Here is an 18059-nt window from a genome sequence, read left to right on the forward strand (position 1 = left end):
TTTTCAAACCAGCGGCTTCGCCGCAAAGTAATCCATAGAGTAAGCCACCCGCTCTTCCGCATTCTTTTCCAGCTGCTCCATATCCATGGACTCGATATGTTCAAGCCGTGTACGCAGACCGATGCCATTGGCAATCTGGATCGCCAGGCCCGGGCGCGCATTCGCCTCAAGCAGCAAAGGGCCACGCTTGCGATCGAGCACAATATCGCATCCCAGGTACCCAAGCCCGGTCATTTCATAGCAACTGGCCGCCAGGCGCACCAGCTCCTGCCACCCCGGCACCACCAGATCCGCAAAAGGCATCTCCGTATCCGGGTGCTTTTCAATACGCAGTCCCCGCTGTACTGCATGGCATGATCTACCGGTGGCGAGATCCACACCCACACCCACCGCACCCTGGTGCAGGTTGGCCTTGCCATCGGAATCATGGGTCGAGCAGCGCAGCATGGCCATCACCGGGAAACCACGGAATACGATCACACGGATATCCGGCACACCTTCAAAGGAGTAATTGTCGAAGATCGGGTCGAAATCCACCAGGGCCTCGATCATCACCCGGTCCGGCTTGCCGCCCAGGCTGTAGAGACCGCTGTGTATATTGCTCACATGACGTTGGATATCCAGCGCGGTGACCTTGCTGCCCGAGGGCTTTACATATTCATCGCCATCCCGCCCGACGATCACCAGGATCCCTTTACCACCGGAACCCCGCGCCGGTTTGATCACAAACTTTTGCAAGGGCTCAATCACCTGCATGACCCGGGTGCGACTGGGCTGGGTCTCGAACGCAGCGATCAGTTCGGGAACCGGGATACGGTAGCGTTTTGCCTGGCGCTTGGTATTGAGTTTGTCATCGACGATGGGGTATTTATCGCGGTCGTTATAGCGCGCAATGTAGTGCACATTGCGCGCGTTCATGCCCAGCACGCCGAGTTTTCTCAGCGTAAACGGCGAGACCAGACCACCGCGAAAAAAGGATGGCAGCTGCATCAGCGTACCAGCTGGCGGAACCGCGCCAGTTCACCAAGCCGGAAACCGGTGTAGTTACCGACGATCATGATGAAGCCCAGCAGCACCAGCAGCAGCTCGGGGAAATTGAAGGTCCAGTGCTCAATGTAGCGGTTGGTCATTACCCACCAGGCCATCACCGCCACCAACAGGCTGCCACCGGCCTGGATTACGACTTCGTACGGGCCGTCTTCTTCCCACACTATGGACATCCGCTCGATGGTCCAGGCCAGGATGATCATCGGGAAGAAAGTGACCGTCAGTGCCTGCTCAATTCCCAGCTTGTAGCTCACCACGCTGATGGCGCCCATTAATATCACCACCGTGACCACCACGGCGGCGATCCTCGCCACAAGGAGCAGGTTGAGCCTGCTGAGATAGAAGCGGATCCACAGGCCGAGGATAAGGATCAACACAAAAATGGCGAGGCCCGTTAACAGCTGGGTTTCGATGAATGCAATGGCCAGCAGCACCGGCATAAAGGTACCGGAGGTACGCAGCCCCACAAATACCCGCAGCAGTACGACGACCAAAGCGCCAACCGGCACCAGCAGGATCAGCTTGAAAATACTCTGTTGCTCGATGGGCAGGCTGTAAATGGAGAAATCCACCAGCGCTTCTTTTTCCTGGCTGGTACTCAACATGGCCACATCCCGTGCGGGAACATCGTTGGAAATCACCGAGAAGGTAACGCCCGAGTTGCGGCCACCTTCAACGTCCAACAGGCTCTTGCCACCACGCTGCCAGATGAAAAAGTTCTTCGGCACACCCGGCGAGCCACTCAATGGCTCGAATACCACCCAGCGCTTTCCATCATAGATTTCCAGCAAGTCTTCCGGGTCCAGGCGGCGACGATCGTCTTCCAGGTACAGGCCGCGAATGCGGTGCGCGGGAATATCTGCAGCCGATAGCACCAGCAGCGCGATATCCACAAAAGAACGGTCTTTGTAGTAGCCGAAAATCAGATTCCGATCCTGATTGCGGTTGTCGCCCAGGGCGGTGAGCAGTTCAGAGGTGAAAGTTCGCGTATCCGACGAGCGCTCCCGCGCGGTTTCCACCAGTGAGTAGATCGCCTGCCGCACGGCCTCCTGCTCGCGCGCACCGAGCAATGGCTTCACCACTTCGGTGCTCAGGTCCAGCGGCTGCTCCAGAGCAGCGCCCGGAGTCTGGTGAACATCCAGCTGGTAAAACAGCGACTGCGCACCGGTTGCCTGACGCTTGGCCCAGACCGCACGATACTCATCGTCTTCACGAATGACATTAAAGCCGTAACCGGACGAACTGAAGGTTTCCCCCAACACTTCCATATTGCGCTGAGCGCGGGGCAGCGTGAGCGCGGCCTTGGCCGGGCCGCCATCGGCGTTGAAGTGAACCTTGGCTTCGATGGTCCAAACGGTGCGGTACTCGCCAGGCAACAGAGGAAAGCCCAGCTCAACGCTTTTGTAGATGGTGAGGCCGGCGCCCATGAGTGCGAGCAGCGCGGCAAGAATATAGACCTGAGCCCTTGGCGACATTCGCCATTCCCCAATTAATGATTGTTCGCAGTTTGTGACCGCTTATTTTTGCCGTTTACCGACGAATCTGCCAGTAACCGACCCACATTTTCAGGTTTCAGAGGAACTATTTACTGAAGGAAGGGAGTTTAGGCTTACCCTGTACCTGCTTGCGGCTGACATCCACCACCGCAGCATCTTTCAGGAAGTTGCGCCCTACCAGCAGCGGAAACTCGAACTCACCGCGCTCGACCAGGTTCACTTCCACCATATGGGTTACGCCTCCGACTGTCAGGCTCATATCCACAATCGGACGACGCTGGCGGTCAAATCCCGGGCGGGCGACCCGCACGTGACGTTTGATGGGTAATTCGATTTTCTTCGGCTCAGCGTCACTGCCATCGCTGAGTTTGAAGCGTATCCAGTCGCTGCCGTCCCGTTCGAAGGGCGTCAACTCCAGCACACTGAGGGAACTGGTTGCCGCGCCGGTATCCACCAGGGCACGCAGACGCAGGTCGCCCGGCTCAACGGTGAAGAACTCTTCCGAGCCCAGTACCAGCTTGTCTTTGGCCACCGGCACTTCCACAACCTTCTCGAAGTTGCGCTCGATCACCCGCTCCACCACTTTTACTTCCGGCTCCGCACACACCACGGTTTCAACCGGCGGGCACTGCGCGGGATCCAGGGGCGTTTCGGCAGGCTGCGGGGAGGGCTCGGCAACCGGGCTCGGGGTTCCTGCCTGGCGCAGGCTTTCACAGCCGGCGAGCAGCTGCATAACCAGCAACAGGGAAATTGAAGGCAAAAACCGCATCTGTTTTATTACTACCTTAGGGCGAGAGTCCTGCCCTTTGTGTGCTGTTTTTAAGTAATCCTGGCGGTATCGGACCCGGGCCATCCATGCTGCCCGAATTTTGCAAAGCCCGGATATTACCTTATCCGCCAAGCGACTGCACCGCCCCCCATAAACAGGGTGGCAGGGACGGCTCGGCGTAGAGAAGCATAGTCGCGGACAGATTACCGAACTGCATGGTACCAACTAGTCACAACGAATCAAGCGACAGCGGGATACCCCCCGGACTTTCAACCCCGCTCCAGCCGCTCGTCGATTTCGATCAGTTTGCGTGTCAATCCGGCGCTGGGCAGGTCGAGACCGCGAAAATATTCTTCCGCCATCGGGGCTATCCCGCACTTCTGGGGCAGCGGGTGTTCCCGCTCCACCAGCTGGCTCATCCGCGGCAGAAACACAAACTGCAACCACTGGGGCAGCGTCAGTGTATCCACGCAAAACGGCTGGGTGCTGGCCAGTGCCTCCGGGCCTGGCGGTTCCGCATCCCACAACTCCAGCGTCCGCAGCTCCATTTCCAGCTCCAGCAACAGGCTGGCGATATCGGGGTAAATCGACTTCATAGGGCCCAACAAGTTCAATTGATCATGCGCCGGAACGGCGGCAGCGAATCCAGCATGGCACGCCCGTAGCGCTTGGTCACAATGCGCCGGTCCAGCAGGGTGATGATGCCGCGGTCCTTTTCCGTGCGCAGCAAGCGGCCGCAGGCCTGCACCAGTTTCAGTGCCGCATCCGGCACAGTTATCTGCATAAAGGGGTTGCCACCCTTGGCTTCAATCCACTCTGCCAGCGCCGCCTCGATGGGATCGTCCGGCACCGCAAAGGGTAATTTGGCAATAATCACATGGCGACAGTAATCGCCGGGCAAATCCAGCCCCTCGGCAAAGCTGGCGAGACCGAACAGCACGCTGTGACCACCGCTATCGACACTCTTCTTGTGGCTGTCCAGTAACTGCTGGCGGGACTGCTGCCCCTGCATCAGGATACGATTGCGCCAGGTACCCGGGAGGGATTCATACACGGTTTCCATCTGCCGGCGGGACGCAAACAGCACCAATGCGCCACCACTGCCACCACCGGATTCCTTGTCGCTCAACAACCCGGGCAGCGCATTGATCACCGCATCGGTGTGCAGATCCGCATTGTTGGCTTCCACCGCATCCCTCGGTACCCGCAGCTCTGCATTGGAGAAATCAAACGGGCTGGGAACAACTTCATAGCTGGCGTTATCCGGAGTGCCCGCGCGCATTTTCAGCCGGTCGAAGCGCCCCAGCGCCGTCAGTGTGGCCGAGGTCAGTACCGCGCCATAACAGCGTCGCCACAGGCTGTATTCGAGGGTTTTGCCGGCCAGGATCGGTGAGCTGCACACCTCAAAATCAAACGAGCCGCCCCAGTCCACCAGGGTTACCCAGCGCGCCTGGGGCACCGAGCCCTGATCTTCCCGGGAGTAGTTGGCCCACAGCTCCAGGTTGGCTTCGGCGCGGCCGTGCCAGCTGCCGAGCACCGGATACCAGCGCTCCAGATCTACGATCGGCACCGGGCTGTGGGCATCTTCCATCATGCGCTGGACGACCTGCACCATCTTGCCCAGCAGCGCTTCCATCTCGTCAAAATCTTCCCGCAGCTGGTCCGCCAGTTGCATCAGCGACTCCGGCACCACCCCACCCTCAAACCGGTGGCGCGCACTGCGCCCGGGCCCCGAGCCGCCGCCGCGGCGGTCCTCGTCAAACTCGCACAGGTCCTCCAGCAGTGGCCATGCCATCTCCAGCTTCTGCTTGGCGGCGGTGAACAGCGCGGGCAGCTCCTCCCCGGCACGGTCCAGCTCGGCACCGTCACCGATCTCACCGAGCAGCTGGCTCAGATTCTTGTTGGCCTGGTCCAGCCAGCCGGTGGTGGCGCCGACCCGGCTGTGGTGGGCGAAGTGGTTGAGAGCCTTGTCCGGCAGGTGGTGTGCCTCGTCCAGCACATAGATGGAGTCTTCCGGCGCCGGCAAGATCGCACCCCCACCGAGGGCCAGATCCGCCAGCAGCAGGTCGTGGTTGGCGACGATCACCCGGCTCTTGCCGAGGCTCTCGCGGGCGCGGAAAAAACTACAGCTGCTCACATGGGGACAGCGGCGGCCGCTGCACTGGCGATGGTCCGTGGTAACCCGGCTCCAGTCTTCACCTTCGATGGTGTCTTTCCAGTTATCCCGGTCCCCATCCCAGCTGCCGGTAGCGAGCTGGTCGGCCATGTCCCGGTACAACTTGATCCCGACATCGTCCACCTGGGGTTTTTCATCTTCGTACAGCGCCATGGATGCGCCGACACCGCTGGAGGTGAGTTCGGTGAGCAGCTGGTCCAGCTTGGACAGGCACAGGTAGCGCCCGCGCCCTTTGGCAAGGGAAACCTCAAACTTGAGCCCGGAATGACGGATCAGCTCGGGCAGATCCTTGTTGATGATCTGTTCCTGCAGGGCGACCGTGGCGGTAGAGACAACGAGGGTTTTATCGTGGGCAACGGCGAGGGGAATGGCGGCCAGTAGATACGACACTGTCTTACCAGTACCGGTACCTGCCTCCACCACGCAGATGTGCTGCCCGTCAGTCTTGCCGTGGTCACGCTCACCGGCACCATTGCGCTCGATCCCGCCGAGGGCTCGGGCAATAGCGGCAATCATCAGCTTCTGGCCGTAGCGGGCCTTTAGCTCGCGGCCGTTGAGAAACTGGCGGTAGGCGTTTTGGATGGATTCTTTGTCTTTTTCGCTGAGCACTGGGGACCGGCTGGATTCGCTTTGGGAGTTAAATCAGCCGGGCATTATCCACGCTTGCTCAGGGTTTAGCCAACTCAGTTTCGATTCAGCGGCTGCGCTGCGGGTAGCCAGTGAGTGCTACTGTTCGTAGGCCAATCGGGAAACCACCGGATTGGCATAACCCTGAATGGCCTTGTCCCGCCAACGCTCATCAATGGCCGCCATACGCTGCTCAAACTTCTCACGAATCTCCTGGTGCTCGTCAGGATGCCAGGGCTTGGGCGGGTAGCCCACCGGCAGCTGCGGCGCTTCACCGTAGATCATCTGATAAGCGATGAGATTGGTGGGATGCAGGACGTAGTTGCCGATGATCTGGCGGTCGATCTCATCCGCGAGAGCGGTGACATCATTGAAGTCTTTCTCGATCGGCGTGCCAAACGCTGCGTGGACGTGGCCCTTGTGCCCCACCACGCCCTTGGCGATGCTGCCCAGGTCCTCGTGCGCTTGTTTCTGGTACTCGTCCTGGTGCTCGGTGATGTACAGCTCGCGGGCCTTGTAGCGATCACAGGGGTCCCACTCGTAGGAGATTGACAGCGGCACAATGTGCAGCTCGCGCCAGAACTCGGCAAACGACTGCTCTTTCGGCTTGGCCATTCCGAACATCGCGGCCAGCGCTGGATTGGTGCGATCGCGGCCATCTTTGGCACGGCCGGCGCGCTGGGCAATCCACACATGCTCATTCTCGTTAACGATCGAATGGTGGATGTATCGGGACAGCGTGGTCGCTGCCATCAGCTTCTCGCGGCGGCTGCCGGAGCTGCGCTTCACCACAAAACACTTGTTCAGCTTCATGATGTCGGTCGCGAACTGCTTGGAGAGCAGGTTGTCGCCGATGGCAATCCGGGAGGTCTCGTGACCTTCCTTGTACATGGCAAGGATCGCCAGGGCCGGGTCCATGGCGATGTCGCGGTGATTGCTCACAAACAGGCAGGCGCGATCCTTGGGCAGGGTATCCAGGCCGGAAATGCTCAGGCCACAGCTGGTGCGATTGACCGCCTTCTCGAGGTATTTGGCGATTACATCCTGAACACCACGTACATTGTTGGCATTGCGGAATTCAAAGCGTACGAGCTGGCGCACCAGCCAGGCTAGCGGGCGCTCGAGCTTGCCCGCCATCCCGGGCAACAAAAAGTGCGCCACCACCCGGGACATCTCCGGGTCTTCTATCAGGCGACGGAGCGCCGGGCGCACTTCATCGTCCCGATACGGGCGAATTTCATCGAATTGACTAGTGTCCAGATTTCTCGCATTCATGGGATTCAATTACCTGCCAACATCAGCGCGCAATCGCTGCGGACGCCGCGCTCTGGCTCTTTCTTATTGTGGCCCAGCCAGCTCCGGGCGAAGGAGCCGTGGACAAAACCGGCGCAGAACATACCGGAAGCGAGGGATAACTGCCAGCGCTGAGGCAGACTCGGCGGTTAACCCCACGGCAAACACCCGGTTCCCGACCACTATAGACATATACAGGCCCGCCCCCGAGAATAGAGCGCTTTGCGTCATACATAACAAGAAACTGACCAGGCAGCCCAGCCACAAGCGGGGCAGCCAGGCTTAGGCCAGACTTAGGAGAACACCTTGAGCCAGACCAGTTCCAGCACTGCCAGCGAGTCTCATCCAAAGGACCCGCAGCACAAGCACCGCACTCCCAGCCTGCTGGATGCACTGATCCCCCTGCTGATTCTCATCGCACTACTTTCCCTCTCCGTTTATTTCTACGGCGCCGACTCCTCTTACGGCCCCAACCAGATCGCCCTGCTGCTCTGTGCCGGCGTCGCTGCACTGATGGGGATGAAAAACGGCTTTACCTGGAAGGAGATGGAAGGCGGCATGCTGCACGGCATCGGCCTGGTGTTCGGTGCCATTCTGATCCTGCTCGCGGTCGGCGCGTTGATCGGCAGCTGGATTCTCGCTGGCACAGTGCCGTCGATGATCTATTACGGCGTGCAGATACTGTCGCCGCAGTGGTTCTACGCCGCCAGTTGTATCATCTGCGCCATCGTCGGCCTGAGTATTGGCTCCAGCTGGACCACCGCAGGCACCCTGGGTGTGGCATTAATGGGTATCGCCGGCGCACTGGGCCTGAACCCGGCGGTTACCGCCGGCGCGGTCATCTCTGGCGCTTACTTTGGCGACAAGATGTCTCCCCTTTCAGACACCACCAACGTCGCTGCAGCGGTCACCTCCAATGACCTGTTCCTGCATATCCGCCATATGCTGTGGACCACCATGCCCGCGTTTGTGATTGCGCTGGTGATCTTCTCCGTCATCGGCCTCAGCGCCGACACTACACATGCCTCAGCGGAGGATATCCAGCAGCTGCTCGGCGCACTGCAGGGCGAATTCAATATTTCCATCATCAGCATGCTGCCCCTGGCGCTGCTGCTGTTTATGGCGTGGAAGAAAATCCCCGCCTATCCCACACTGATTATCGGCTCTCTGGTGGGCTGTATGATCGCAATGATTTTCGAGCCCAATGCGACACGTCAACTGGCCGGCGGTGAAGGCAACCTGAGCCTGCTGAAAGGGGCCTGGCACAGTCTGTTCGACGGCTACAAGTCCACATCCAGCAACGAAGCGGTTGCGTCGCTGCTGTCCAAAGGCGGTATGAGCAGCATGCTCAATACCATCTGGCTGATCATTTCCGCGATGGCCTTCGGCGGTGTAATGGAGCGTGCCGGCTTCCTCGAGCGCATCGTCAACTGGGCGCTCTCCGGCGTGAAAACCGTGGGCGGCCTGATCACCTCCACGGTGCTTACCTGCTTTGGCATGAATGCCGCCGCGGGCGACCAGTACATGGCCATCATCATTCCCGGCCGCATGTTCCGCGAGGCGTTTGCGGACAAGGGTCTGCACGGCCTGAACCTGTCGCGTACCCTGGAAGACTCCGGCACCATCACCTCGGTACTGATTCCCTGGAACACGTGCGGTGCCTATATGAGCGCAACCCTGGGTATTGCTACCTTCACATACGCGCCATTCGCCCTGTTCAACATCATCTGCCCGCTACTTGCCATCGCCTATGGTTGGTTGCACTTCAAACAGATGCCGCTGGGCAAGCAGGTGCAACTACCGGTGGCCGAGGAGCGCGCGTAACCGCGCCAGCCTTCGACTTCATTTTGTAGAAATGGACGATCCACTGTCAGTGCTTCGTCCACAAACACCCTGTACCACTAACAAGTGTTAATCCGTGAGCCAGAACGACCCAGCAAACCAGTTACCCTCTACTCTGACCGCATTGATCGCCTCTGCTGATTTCAATCTGCGCTGGTTTGACGTCGGTCGTCGCATCCAGCCGATTGGACAGAACGTTGCGCAGGCTTTTGAAGAGGGCTCCGCTTCCTGGCCTTACCCATATCTTCGCCAGGCCTGGTGCGGACTGCTGCTGTGGCCGATCGACAAAGCAGCTGACAGCAATCCCGTGGTCTGGTTCCTGCGGTTACCTCTGGACGAACAGGGAAAACTGCTGCTCCCCATTCGCGACCGCTTTCTGAAACAGCTGCACAGTGCGCTCTATCCGGAAGGCAATGAGACGAAGGATCCGGGGAAGCACCTGCAGCAGGCGCTGGAGGACAGCGGCCTGGTATTCACGCCTCCAGCCGACAGGCGCGCGATTTTCCACGCAAAAGCCGGCCGGCTACTGAAACGCCCCGCCAGCGACCACTTCCCCGCCGCCAAAGCCTACGCAAAAGATCCGGCGTCTTTTCCGTGGGACCAACTGGCATTGCAGGGCATTGCGGATCTGGCCGTGCGCTGGGAGGAGGAGCATGGCCCACTCAAGGCGAATCTCCACCGGTTTGCCGCACCGGCCCTGATTCCTTTGTGCCAATGCCTGGAAAGTGAATCCATCGACCACCAGCTGGCAGAGCCTCTGATTCAGCGCGCAGAACAAACCCTGGAGAGCAGCGAGCCCGACCTGAAACTGGTCACCGCTGTGATTCGCGGGATCTCCCACAGTATTGCGACCGGTATGCGCCAGATGTTTTTGCTGAAGGTGCTGGAAAGCGACGCCGGAAAAGATGGCGAAGTACTAGCCGCGATCGGCAGCCGCTGCAGTGACGATCTGCAGGTGCCAGAACTGGCACAACTCTGGCTTGAAAATCTCAGCGCCAGCCAACCCCAACAGACCTTTAATCTGCTGCTCACCGACCTGCTGTTTCTTCCACAATTGCGCAATGACCTGCTCGAGGTCCTGCGCAACCCGGAAAGAAAGGAATCGGTAGCCCGCGCGTTTGGTGAATTTTTACAGCCCAGCGGGAACTAGCCAAAAAATCGCGCGCCAAACTCTCTTTTTTCCTAACCTGTTTTTACCGCGTGTAAAAAATATACGCGCAATTCATCGACTTTATTTCGATCATTCAAGTCAAAATTTCGACTTTTTGGCGTGAGCTTCTGCAGAATCGTTTATTGAAAGAAGAAAATTAATCCTCTTTCATGCCGCTGAAAAAAAATTTCACCCGTCCTGCAATGGACCAGCATGCAATTTGGCGGATAACCCTTCGAATTCAGGCTTATCGCCGCGACAAACTGGCGGCGGTTTTATCCTGAATTGACCTCTGGCGGCTATTTTAACCGCGCGCCTATTACACTCCATTGGGCGGTATGTTTGTAGAAAAGATTTTTACAAAGCACACCAAACAGGTGACGTTTTATTGTCTATGCTATTGACTAACATCAACGGAAAGGAGTTAGGGGATGAATTTCACTCCAGCCAAGTACTTAACCGGAATTATATGTGCACTGGTCCTCGCAGGTTGTTGTGCACCGGCTCCGATGCCGGCCGCCTGCCCTCCGGGGTCAGAACAGATTCCGACTTCCATGGCTTGTCCTGCGGACGCGGATTGCTGGATGGCATCCGATAATGTTCGCTGCATGAAAGTGGTTAAATAACCACCTTCATAACAGGTTCATGCAAATGCCGCTTCTAGGAGCGGCATTTTGCATTTTGGCCCATGCCCTTTTTTAGCGACAGCAAGCCTGAACCCAATCCTTGGGACCTTGAGGCTCGCTCCGCCTCCTCGTTTAATTCCCGAACAATCACTCCGCGACACACCCGCCGCCGACAAGCCATCGACAGAGCTTCCCGACTTCACTCAGGCTCTCCTGCATTAAACGTGTGCACCGCTGCGTAATATTGCCGCTGCATTGTGCCTGGCTGCCCACAACCGCTTGATTCGGGCACAAACTGGCCGTACAGGTTAAATGCCGTTAAAATTTGCGCCTCTCCCTTTTCTCACTTCAGCGAAGAATTTTTGATCATGGATGCTCTCCCCCTTTCTGCCGCCATCGCCAAACTGCAACAACACAAGGACCAGCAGACCTGGTCCCTGCGCGACCTGTTCGCTGCCAACCCCGATCGGGCACAGGTATTCAGCGCCGAAGCCGCGGGTATCTATCTGGACTACAGCAAAAACCTGCTAAGCACGGAAACTCTGCAGCAGCTCCTCAGCTACACCGATACCGCCGAGCTCAAAAGTAGTATCCAGGCCCTGCTCTCTGGCTCCCCGATCAACAATACCGAGCACCGCCCCGCCCTGCACACCGCCCTCCGCTTCCAGGGAGCGCCACAGACGGAGCACGAGCAGGCAGTAGCAGACTGTCGCGTGCAGATGCAAAATTTTGTGGAGCAGGTGCACAGCGGTGCCTGGACAGGCTTTAATGGCAAGCGCATCCGCCACGTGGTCAACATCGGTATCGGCGGCTCGGACCTGGGGCCACGCATGGTATGTGAGGCGCTTCGCCCCTGGCATAAACAAGATCTCAGCGTGCACTTTGTGGCAAATATTGATGGCGCCGACCTGAGCGACACCATCGCCTCCCTGCCCGCTGACGAGACTTTATTTGTCGTTGCCTCCAAGTCCTTCTCCACCCTGGAAACCCGCCAGAACGCCCTCTCAGCGCGCCAGTGGGTACTGGATGCTGGCTGTGCGGAGTCAGACCTTGCGAAGCACTTTGTGGCCGTAAGCAGCAATATTGTCGCCGCCCAGGATTTTGGCATTGCCGCCCAGAACATATTCCCGATGTGGGACTGGGTAGGTGGGCGCTACTCGTTGTGGTCCGCCATTGGCCTGCCCATCGCGCTGGCGTGCGGCTTCGATGCCTACAGCGAGCTGCTGAAAGGCGCCAACGCCATGGACACCCACTTTGCCGAGGCCGACTTTGCACAAAACCTGCCGGTGCTGATGGCACTGATCCACTTCTGGTATCGCCAGTGCTGGGGCGCCGGCAGCCTTGCGGTACTCCCCTATGCCCAGCGCCTGGCCAAGTTCCCGGCGTGGTTACAGCAGCTGGATATGGAGAGCCTTGGTAAAAGTGTGACTCGCGACGCCCAGCCCCTGCCTTACCCCAGCGGCAGTGTGATCTGGGGTGCGGAAGGCAGTAACGGACAGCACTCATTCCATCAGCTGCTGCACCAGGGCACCGACATGATTCCGGCGGATTTCGTCGCGATCAAACAGCCCACCTCCGAACTGGCCGAACAACACCAGTGGCTGCTGGCCTGCTGCCTGAGCCAGAGTCAGGCACTTCTTAAGGGCAAGTCCCTGGCGCAAGCGCGCAAAGAACTGGAAGCTTCCGGTCACACCCACAAGGAAGTACACCAACTGGCACCACACAAGGTGATCCCGGGCAACCGCCCGAGCAATACACTGATTGTGGACAAACTTGACCCGTTCCACCTTGGCAGCCTGCTGGCCCTGTACGAGCACAAGGTATTTACCTTTGGCTGCCTGCTGGATATCAACCCGTTTGATCAGTGGGGCGTGGAGCTGGGCAAGGTGCTCGGCAATGCAGTGCACGATGCCATTGAGGGGGAGATTCCAGAGGACTGGGATGGCTCTACGGCCCACCTGCTGAAATTGCTTCTCAAATAACTCGACACGCTTCTCAAACCAGCGGATCCACTTGGTGGGTTTGCTGGCGGACCCGGCACCAGGTCTCGGTTTGCAAAACTGCAAAACCGAGACCTGTCACTTTGATCCAGAGTTAACCAGACCAGAGTCTTCAATCACCTTGCCTGGTTTGCTTCTCCAGCAATGGCTTGATCAGGTCCATTGGTAACGGGAATACAATCGTGGAGTTCTGCTCCCCGGCGATATCAATCAGTGTCTGCATATAACGCAGACTCATGGCATTGGCGTTCTTGGAGAGCTCCGTCGCCGCCTCGGTCAGCTTCACCGCCGCCTGCGCCTCACCATCGGCATGTATCACCTTGGCCCGCCGCGAACGCTCCGCCTCCGCCTGCTTGGCAATAGCCCGGATCATGCTCTCGTCGAGATCGATATGCTTGATCTCCACATTGGTCACCTTCACCCCCCAGGCATCCGTCTGCTCATCCAGAATTTTCTGGATATCCACATTCAACTTATCCCGTTCGGAAAGCATCTCATCCAGCTCATGCTTACCCAACACCGACCGCAATGTCGTCTGTGAAAGCTGGCTAACCGCCTCATCATAATGTTCCACATTGATGATCGCAGACTGTGGATCGATCACCCGGTAATACACCACCGCATTCACCTTCACCGATACGTTGTCGCGGCTGATCACATCCTGGGTGGGCACATCCATCACCACCGTGCGCAAATCCACCCGCTCCATGGTCTGAATGACCGGAATGATGATGATCAGTCCCGGGCCTTTCACCGACTGAAAGCGCCCCAGGAAAAAAACCACCGCCCGCTCGTATTCCCGCAAAACGCGGATCGCGTACATCACCAGCAGAACCACTGCCAGCATCAAGAGACTCGCAAAATAGCTGACCATAACTTTGCTCCAGTTATTCGTTATTCCGGTTGTACCTGCAACATCAGACCTTTTTCTCCGATAACCTGCACCAGCTGCCCTTCGGTCAACAGGTTTTCACACTTCGCGCGCCAGATTTCTCCGTCGATTTTCACCAGCAGCACGGGCTCAACTTCCGTGACTACCGCAGTGCGCCCGACCATCGCCTGATTGGCTGCGATTTTCGGTTTGCGCAGGCTGCGCCCCACCGCGTACAAAATTCCGAGCAGGGCCAGACCGCTGACACCGGCGATACCACCAATCAGTCCCTTCGACACCTGCATACCCGGCACATCGCTGTCGATCAGCATCACCGAGCCAATCACCAACGCCACCACACCACCAATACCCAGTGCGCCAAAACTTGGCACAAACAATTCCGCCGCGATCAACAGTGCGCCTACGACGATCAGCGCCAGCCCCGCATAGTTGATGGGTAACACCTGCAGCGCATAAAACGCCAGTAGCAGGCAGATGACGCCCACCACACCGGGCACAATGGCGCCGGGGCTATAGCCTTCGAAGATCAGGCCGTAGATGCCCACCAAGAGCAGAATGTAGGCCACCTGGGGGTTGGTAATCAGGGAGAGCAACTCGTTGCGCCAGTCCGGTGCATAGGCCACCACCGGAAGCTCGGCCGTCTGCGCGTCTATTTTTTCTTTACCGCTGGCGAGCAATACTTGCCGGCCGGGTAGCTGTTTCAGCAACTGCTCGCGATTGTCCGCCACCACGTCGATGACGTTTTCCGCCAGCGCCTCGTTGGCCGTGAGTGTGGCTGCATCGCGCACCGCCTTTTCCGCCCAGTCGGCATTGCGCCCGTGACGATTTGCCAGACCGCGGATATACGCTACGGAGTCATTGATAACCTTCCGCTCCATCGCGGTACCGGGCTTGCTCGCGGATTCCTCGTCAGGCTTGCTTTCGCTTTTGCCATCGCCCTCGGTCTTTTTTTCCGTTTCATCCTGTGCTGGCGGGCCCTGCCCGGGCATGCCGCCCATCTGAACTGGAGTGGCCGCGCCCAGGGTGGTCGATGGTGTCATCGCCGCAACCTGGCTGGCGTAAAGGATATACGTGCCAGCACTGGCGGCGCGCGCGCCGGCGGGCGTGACATAGGTGACGTAGGGGATCTCGGAGGCAAGGATGTGCTGGATGATGTCGCGGGTTGCGGCATCCAGGCCACCCGGCGTGTCCATGGTAAGGATAAACAGGCGCGCCCCTTGCGCTCGGGCCTTTTCGCTGGTGCGGATCAGGTAATCGGTGGTGGCGGGCCCTATGGGCCCATTGATGGAGAGCTCGGCGATATGCGGGCGCTGCTCCCCGTCACCCGGTTCGGTTTCTTGCGCAAAACCATAAACAGAAAAAAGCTGCGCCAGCAAAAGCAGCAGGCAGGTGAGTACTCCTTTCGACAACCGCTTGTCCATATCCATTATCCCGGGTGCGAAAGAGGGAAAGGGTATACAAGCGTAACAGAACAGAGCCGCAGCACAGGGAAATCGGCGCCGGATCATTCCATGCCATCAACCGGCAGCCCGGTAGCGCCGGCCAGGGTCACCACAGCGTATTTTTTGAAGGCGCCGGCTGTTTCTTGAAGCTTCTGTGTCAGGCAAGCGCCTCGAGGGAAAACCGTGACAGGTGATGGGTGCGTCGTGGAGCGGCGCTAATCCCTCACCCGCTGTATCTGCTCGAGGCGGGAGACGCTGCCCAGGTAATCCTGCCAGCTGGCCTCCAGTTCGGCAGTCTGGTAGCGCTGGTACTTTTCCCGGTCCAGCCAGAACACCCGGGTTTTGGCCCGGCGCAGGTCGATCAACGGAAGCTGGTCGATGGCGGCAGAGCCACGCTTGAAGACCGAGCCTGCACGCGAGTTCTGGATCATGTCGCTGACAATGGTTAGGTGTACATTTTTCGCAGCGGGATCAAAATGATTGAGAGCCGCCACATCAGACAGCGCCTCATAGATAGGCGACACCGGTTGCTCGCCAGCGGAAACCGCCCGGTTGATGGCCTCGTCGAGCGGCTGCTCGAAGCGTTCCCGGTACAACGCCTGCACAAACTGCTGATTGGCCGTCAGCGCACTCACATCCTCTCCAGAGTGCGGTTTGCAAAGATCCACCACCGGCTTTGAGAGGCCATTGTAGTGATCGTCCAGCACGAAAATGGAAAAGCGGTCGTTGACTGCTGCGGATTCGAGCAGACCCGCCAGGTGGGTATCGAGAAAGTGCGTCTGGTGCGGGGACAGCGTATCCGAAGCATCGATGACCACGATGTGCTGGGAAAACCGCGGCAGGTTGGGGTTGCACAGGGTCACCCGGTCATAATCCCGCTCCGGGGCCCGCACCACCTGCACGGCAAATACGCCCAGCGCACCCAGCACCAGCACACCCAGGGAAAATAGCGCGACCCCCTTTCTGTCTTCCCGGGTCAGCCGCTGACGGCGCGCCGGTTTACCGCGTTTCCTGCTGCTCCCGAACAGTGCCATTACGCTCTCCGCAGACCGTAATCAAGCTCGAGCTTATCCACCAGTGCAGCAAGCGATTCCTGCACGGATTCACAGCGGGCGTTCACCGTATCGATCGCCCCGATATACGCTTCGTCGAGTTCATTCATCAGCGCTTCAAATGCTGCCAGGTCCTGCTGATGCTGCTCCAGTCCGGTGGTATTGAGGCGCGGCAATTTATCCAGCTCAAAGCGCAACAGTTCACCGAAATAAGCCGCGCGCCGGTTCAGCATGCGCGCAGAATATGACTGGTAATAGCGAATGAGCTCGTCCAGCAACCCCTGCGCCTTGGCGATATCCTCGTGATAGTGACGATGGATTTCCTCGCTGCGCTCGATACTCGCCTTGAACTGGATGAACTGTGCGCGGATGGTTTTTTCCTTTTCTGCCAGCAGCTCGTGTACCTCTTCCCCCAGCTCATTGATGCTTTCAATCGCCTCTTCAAAGGTTTCTGCCCAGGATTTCTGCAGCGCTCGCACCCGGCGAGTAATGGCGGTATATCCCGGGTAACGGTCGTCTACCACGAAGAACTTGGCTGTCAGCAGTATCAGGGCAATGGCACTCACCACAACCATGATCCAGGAGTTGAAGTCCTGAATACCGAGCGGCTGGTTCCATAGACTCGTCATCGCCAGCTGCGAGGCGGTAAACGGGTTCTGCTCCAGCGCCTCACGATAGTGGCCCACACCGAGCACAAAGATTATCGCCACCGCCAGCACCGCCGCAGACACCAGTACCGCAGCGCCCTTCCTCACCAGGTTCTGGTGAAAACAGTTCCTCAGGGAAAACGCCATAAACGCGGCGAAACCGAGATTGACGAGAGAGATGATAAAGGCCTGAAAGAAACCACCGACAAGGCCCAGGTCGCTGCCCTTGGAGAGAAAGAAGGCGTTCAGTACGGTTTCCAGAATGACGATAAAGAAAATCACCGAGTGATGCAGAATCCTGGACTCCCGGTAGACCGCCTCACGGGTGAGGCCATTCCGGTGCCGGAAGATCTCCAGATCCATACGCACCGCAGAATAATCCTGTGCGCTGCGCTTGAGCCCGCTCACCAGGTTTGCCATGCGGCTACTGATTTTTTTCTCGACCAGGGCATCGGTATTCTTCAGGTCCTGGAACAGCTGGCGAATCTCCACCTCACTGCGGTCGGCCAGTTCTTTGTCCAGTTCGGTCTGGCGATTTTCGTGAACACGCCCGATGATCTCACGCACAACATAGGAGCGCAGACCCTCTTCGCTTTCCGTATGATTGCGGCGGTCGTGTTCCGGGATGCCCGCTTTCACATCGCGTTCGACACGCTGCTCAATCTTGAGGGCAGAGATGGCGGCTTTGGTGGCCGGTATTGAAGTCATGCTGTCACCTAAAAACTTCCACTACATTTTAGGTTTTGGGATTCACAGGGACTTGCAGCTCAGGGCAATATCCATATTCCCTCCTTCAGAATAGCTGCTTCGTGATTGTCGCCGCTGCCGTTGCGACAAACTGTTGTCAAAAGCAGATACCGGCGCCAGCAAACCGCGCTTTTGTCACCGCCATCGACAACATGCGCAAATTCGCGCACCACGGCACTATCTAGTAGGCCTACTGCTAGTAGGCATACTGGCAGTCATACTGGCAGGCATAAAAAAACGGGCCCAGGGCCCG

At 58.3% G+C, this 18059-nt stretch carries 13 protein-coding genes; 3 read left to right on the forward strand and 10 right to left on the reverse strand.

The features are described from left to right. Positions 1 to 3 precede the first annotated feature (3 nt). The 6 genes from GTQ55_RS12595 to GTQ55_RS12620 form a co-directional block, all read right to left on the reverse strand. Entirely contained in the window at positions 4 to 990 is a 987-nt protein-coding gene (locus tag GTQ55_RS12595) for an alpha-L-glutamate ligase-like protein (protein WP_161859053.1), read from the reverse strand. Then, a complete protein-coding gene (locus tag GTQ55_RS12600) occupies positions 990 to 2522 on the reverse strand; it encodes an inactive transglutaminase family protein (protein WP_161859054.1) in 1533 nt (510 codons plus the stop codon). Before GTQ55_RS12600 ends, GTQ55_RS12595 begins: the two co-directional genes overlap by 1 nt. A gap of 106 nt (positions 2523 to 2628) precedes the next feature. After that, a complete protein-coding gene (locus tag GTQ55_RS12605; RefSeq protein WP_161859055.1) occupies positions 2629 to 3303 on the reverse strand; it encodes an ATP-dependent zinc protease family protein in 675 nt (224 codons plus the stop codon). A gap of 278 nt (positions 3304 to 3581) precedes the next feature. Continuing rightward, positions 3582 to 3908, reverse strand: coding sequence for a YqcC family protein (locus GTQ55_RS12610; protein WP_161859056.1), 327 nt, complete (start codon positions 3906 to 3908; stop codon positions 3582 to 3584). A gap of 14 nt (positions 3909 to 3922) precedes the next feature. Beyond that, positions 3923 to 6097, reverse strand: coding sequence for an ATP-dependent DNA helicase DinG (gene dinG / locus GTQ55_RS12615; protein ID WP_161859057.1), 2175 nt, complete (start codon positions 6095 to 6097; stop codon positions 3923 to 3925). A 117-nt stretch (positions 6098 to 6214) separates the two neighbouring features. Beyond that, entirely contained in the window at positions 6215 to 7390 is a 1176-nt protein-coding gene (locus GTQ55_RS12620; protein WP_161859058.1) for a 1-acyl-sn-glycerol-3-phosphate acyltransferase, read from the reverse strand. A 402-nt stretch (positions 7391 to 7792) separates the two neighbouring features. On the opposite strand from GTQ55_RS12620, the gene nhaC reads away from it, so the two are divergent. The 3 genes from nhaC to pgi all read left to right on the forward strand — a co-directional run bounded on the left by nhaC (position 7793) and on the right by pgi (position 13008). After that, positions 7793 to 9232 (forward strand): Na+/H+ antiporter NhaC, encoded by a 1440-nt coding sequence (gene nhaC, locus GTQ55_RS12625; RefSeq protein WP_161860150.1) that lies wholly within the window; start codon positions 7793 to 7795, stop codon positions 9230 to 9232. Between the two features lie 94 nt (positions 9233 to 9326). Beyond that, positions 9327 to 10400 carry a DUF3549 family protein gene (locus GTQ55_RS12630; RefSeq protein WP_161859059.1) on the forward strand — a complete coding sequence of 358 codons (1074 nt, stop codon included), beginning with the start codon at positions 9327 to 9329 and terminating at the stop codon, positions 10398 to 10400. A 994-nt stretch (positions 10401 to 11394) separates the two neighbouring features. Further along, complete coding sequence (gene pgi, locus GTQ55_RS12635) at positions 11395 to 13008, forward strand: glucose-6-phosphate isomerase (protein ID WP_161859060.1); 1614 nt, start codon at positions 11395 to 11397, stop codon at positions 13006 to 13008. A gap of 130 nt (positions 13009 to 13138) precedes the next feature. Here the strand turns inward: pgi and GTQ55_RS12640 are convergent, their stop codons facing one another. The 4 genes from GTQ55_RS12640 to GTQ55_RS12655 all read right to left on the reverse strand — a co-directional run bounded on the left by GTQ55_RS12640 (position 13139) and on the right by GTQ55_RS12655 (position 17767). After that, positions 13139 to 13900 (reverse strand): slipin family protein, encoded by a 762-nt coding sequence (locus GTQ55_RS12640; protein WP_161859061.1) that lies wholly within the window; start codon positions 13898 to 13900, stop codon positions 13139 to 13141. A gap of 20 nt (positions 13901 to 13920) precedes the next feature. Next, complete coding sequence (locus GTQ55_RS12645; protein WP_161859062.1) at positions 13921 to 15339, reverse strand: NfeD family protein; 1419 nt, start codon at positions 15337 to 15339, stop codon at positions 13921 to 13923. A 236-nt stretch (positions 15340 to 15575) separates the two neighbouring features. Further along, positions 15576 to 16394, reverse strand: a complete 819-nt coding sequence (locus GTQ55_RS12650; RefSeq protein ID WP_161859063.1) for a hypothetical protein — start codon at positions 16392 to 16394, stop codon at positions 15576 to 15578. Then, positions 16394 to 17767: a coiled-coil domain-containing protein gene (locus tag GTQ55_RS12655; protein WP_161859064.1), complete on the reverse strand. Its 1374-nt coding sequence runs from the start codon at positions 17765 to 17767 to the stop codon at positions 16394 to 16396. The genes GTQ55_RS12650 and GTQ55_RS12655 overlap by 1 nt, the downstream gene beginning before the upstream one ends. Positions 17768 to 18059 lie beyond the last annotated feature (292 nt).

Origin of the sequence: Microbulbifer hydrolyticus, assembly GCF_009931115.1 — a bacterium.
GTDB lineage: Bacteria > Pseudomonadota > Gammaproteobacteria > Pseudomonadales > Cellvibrionaceae > Microbulbifer > Microbulbifer hydrolyticus.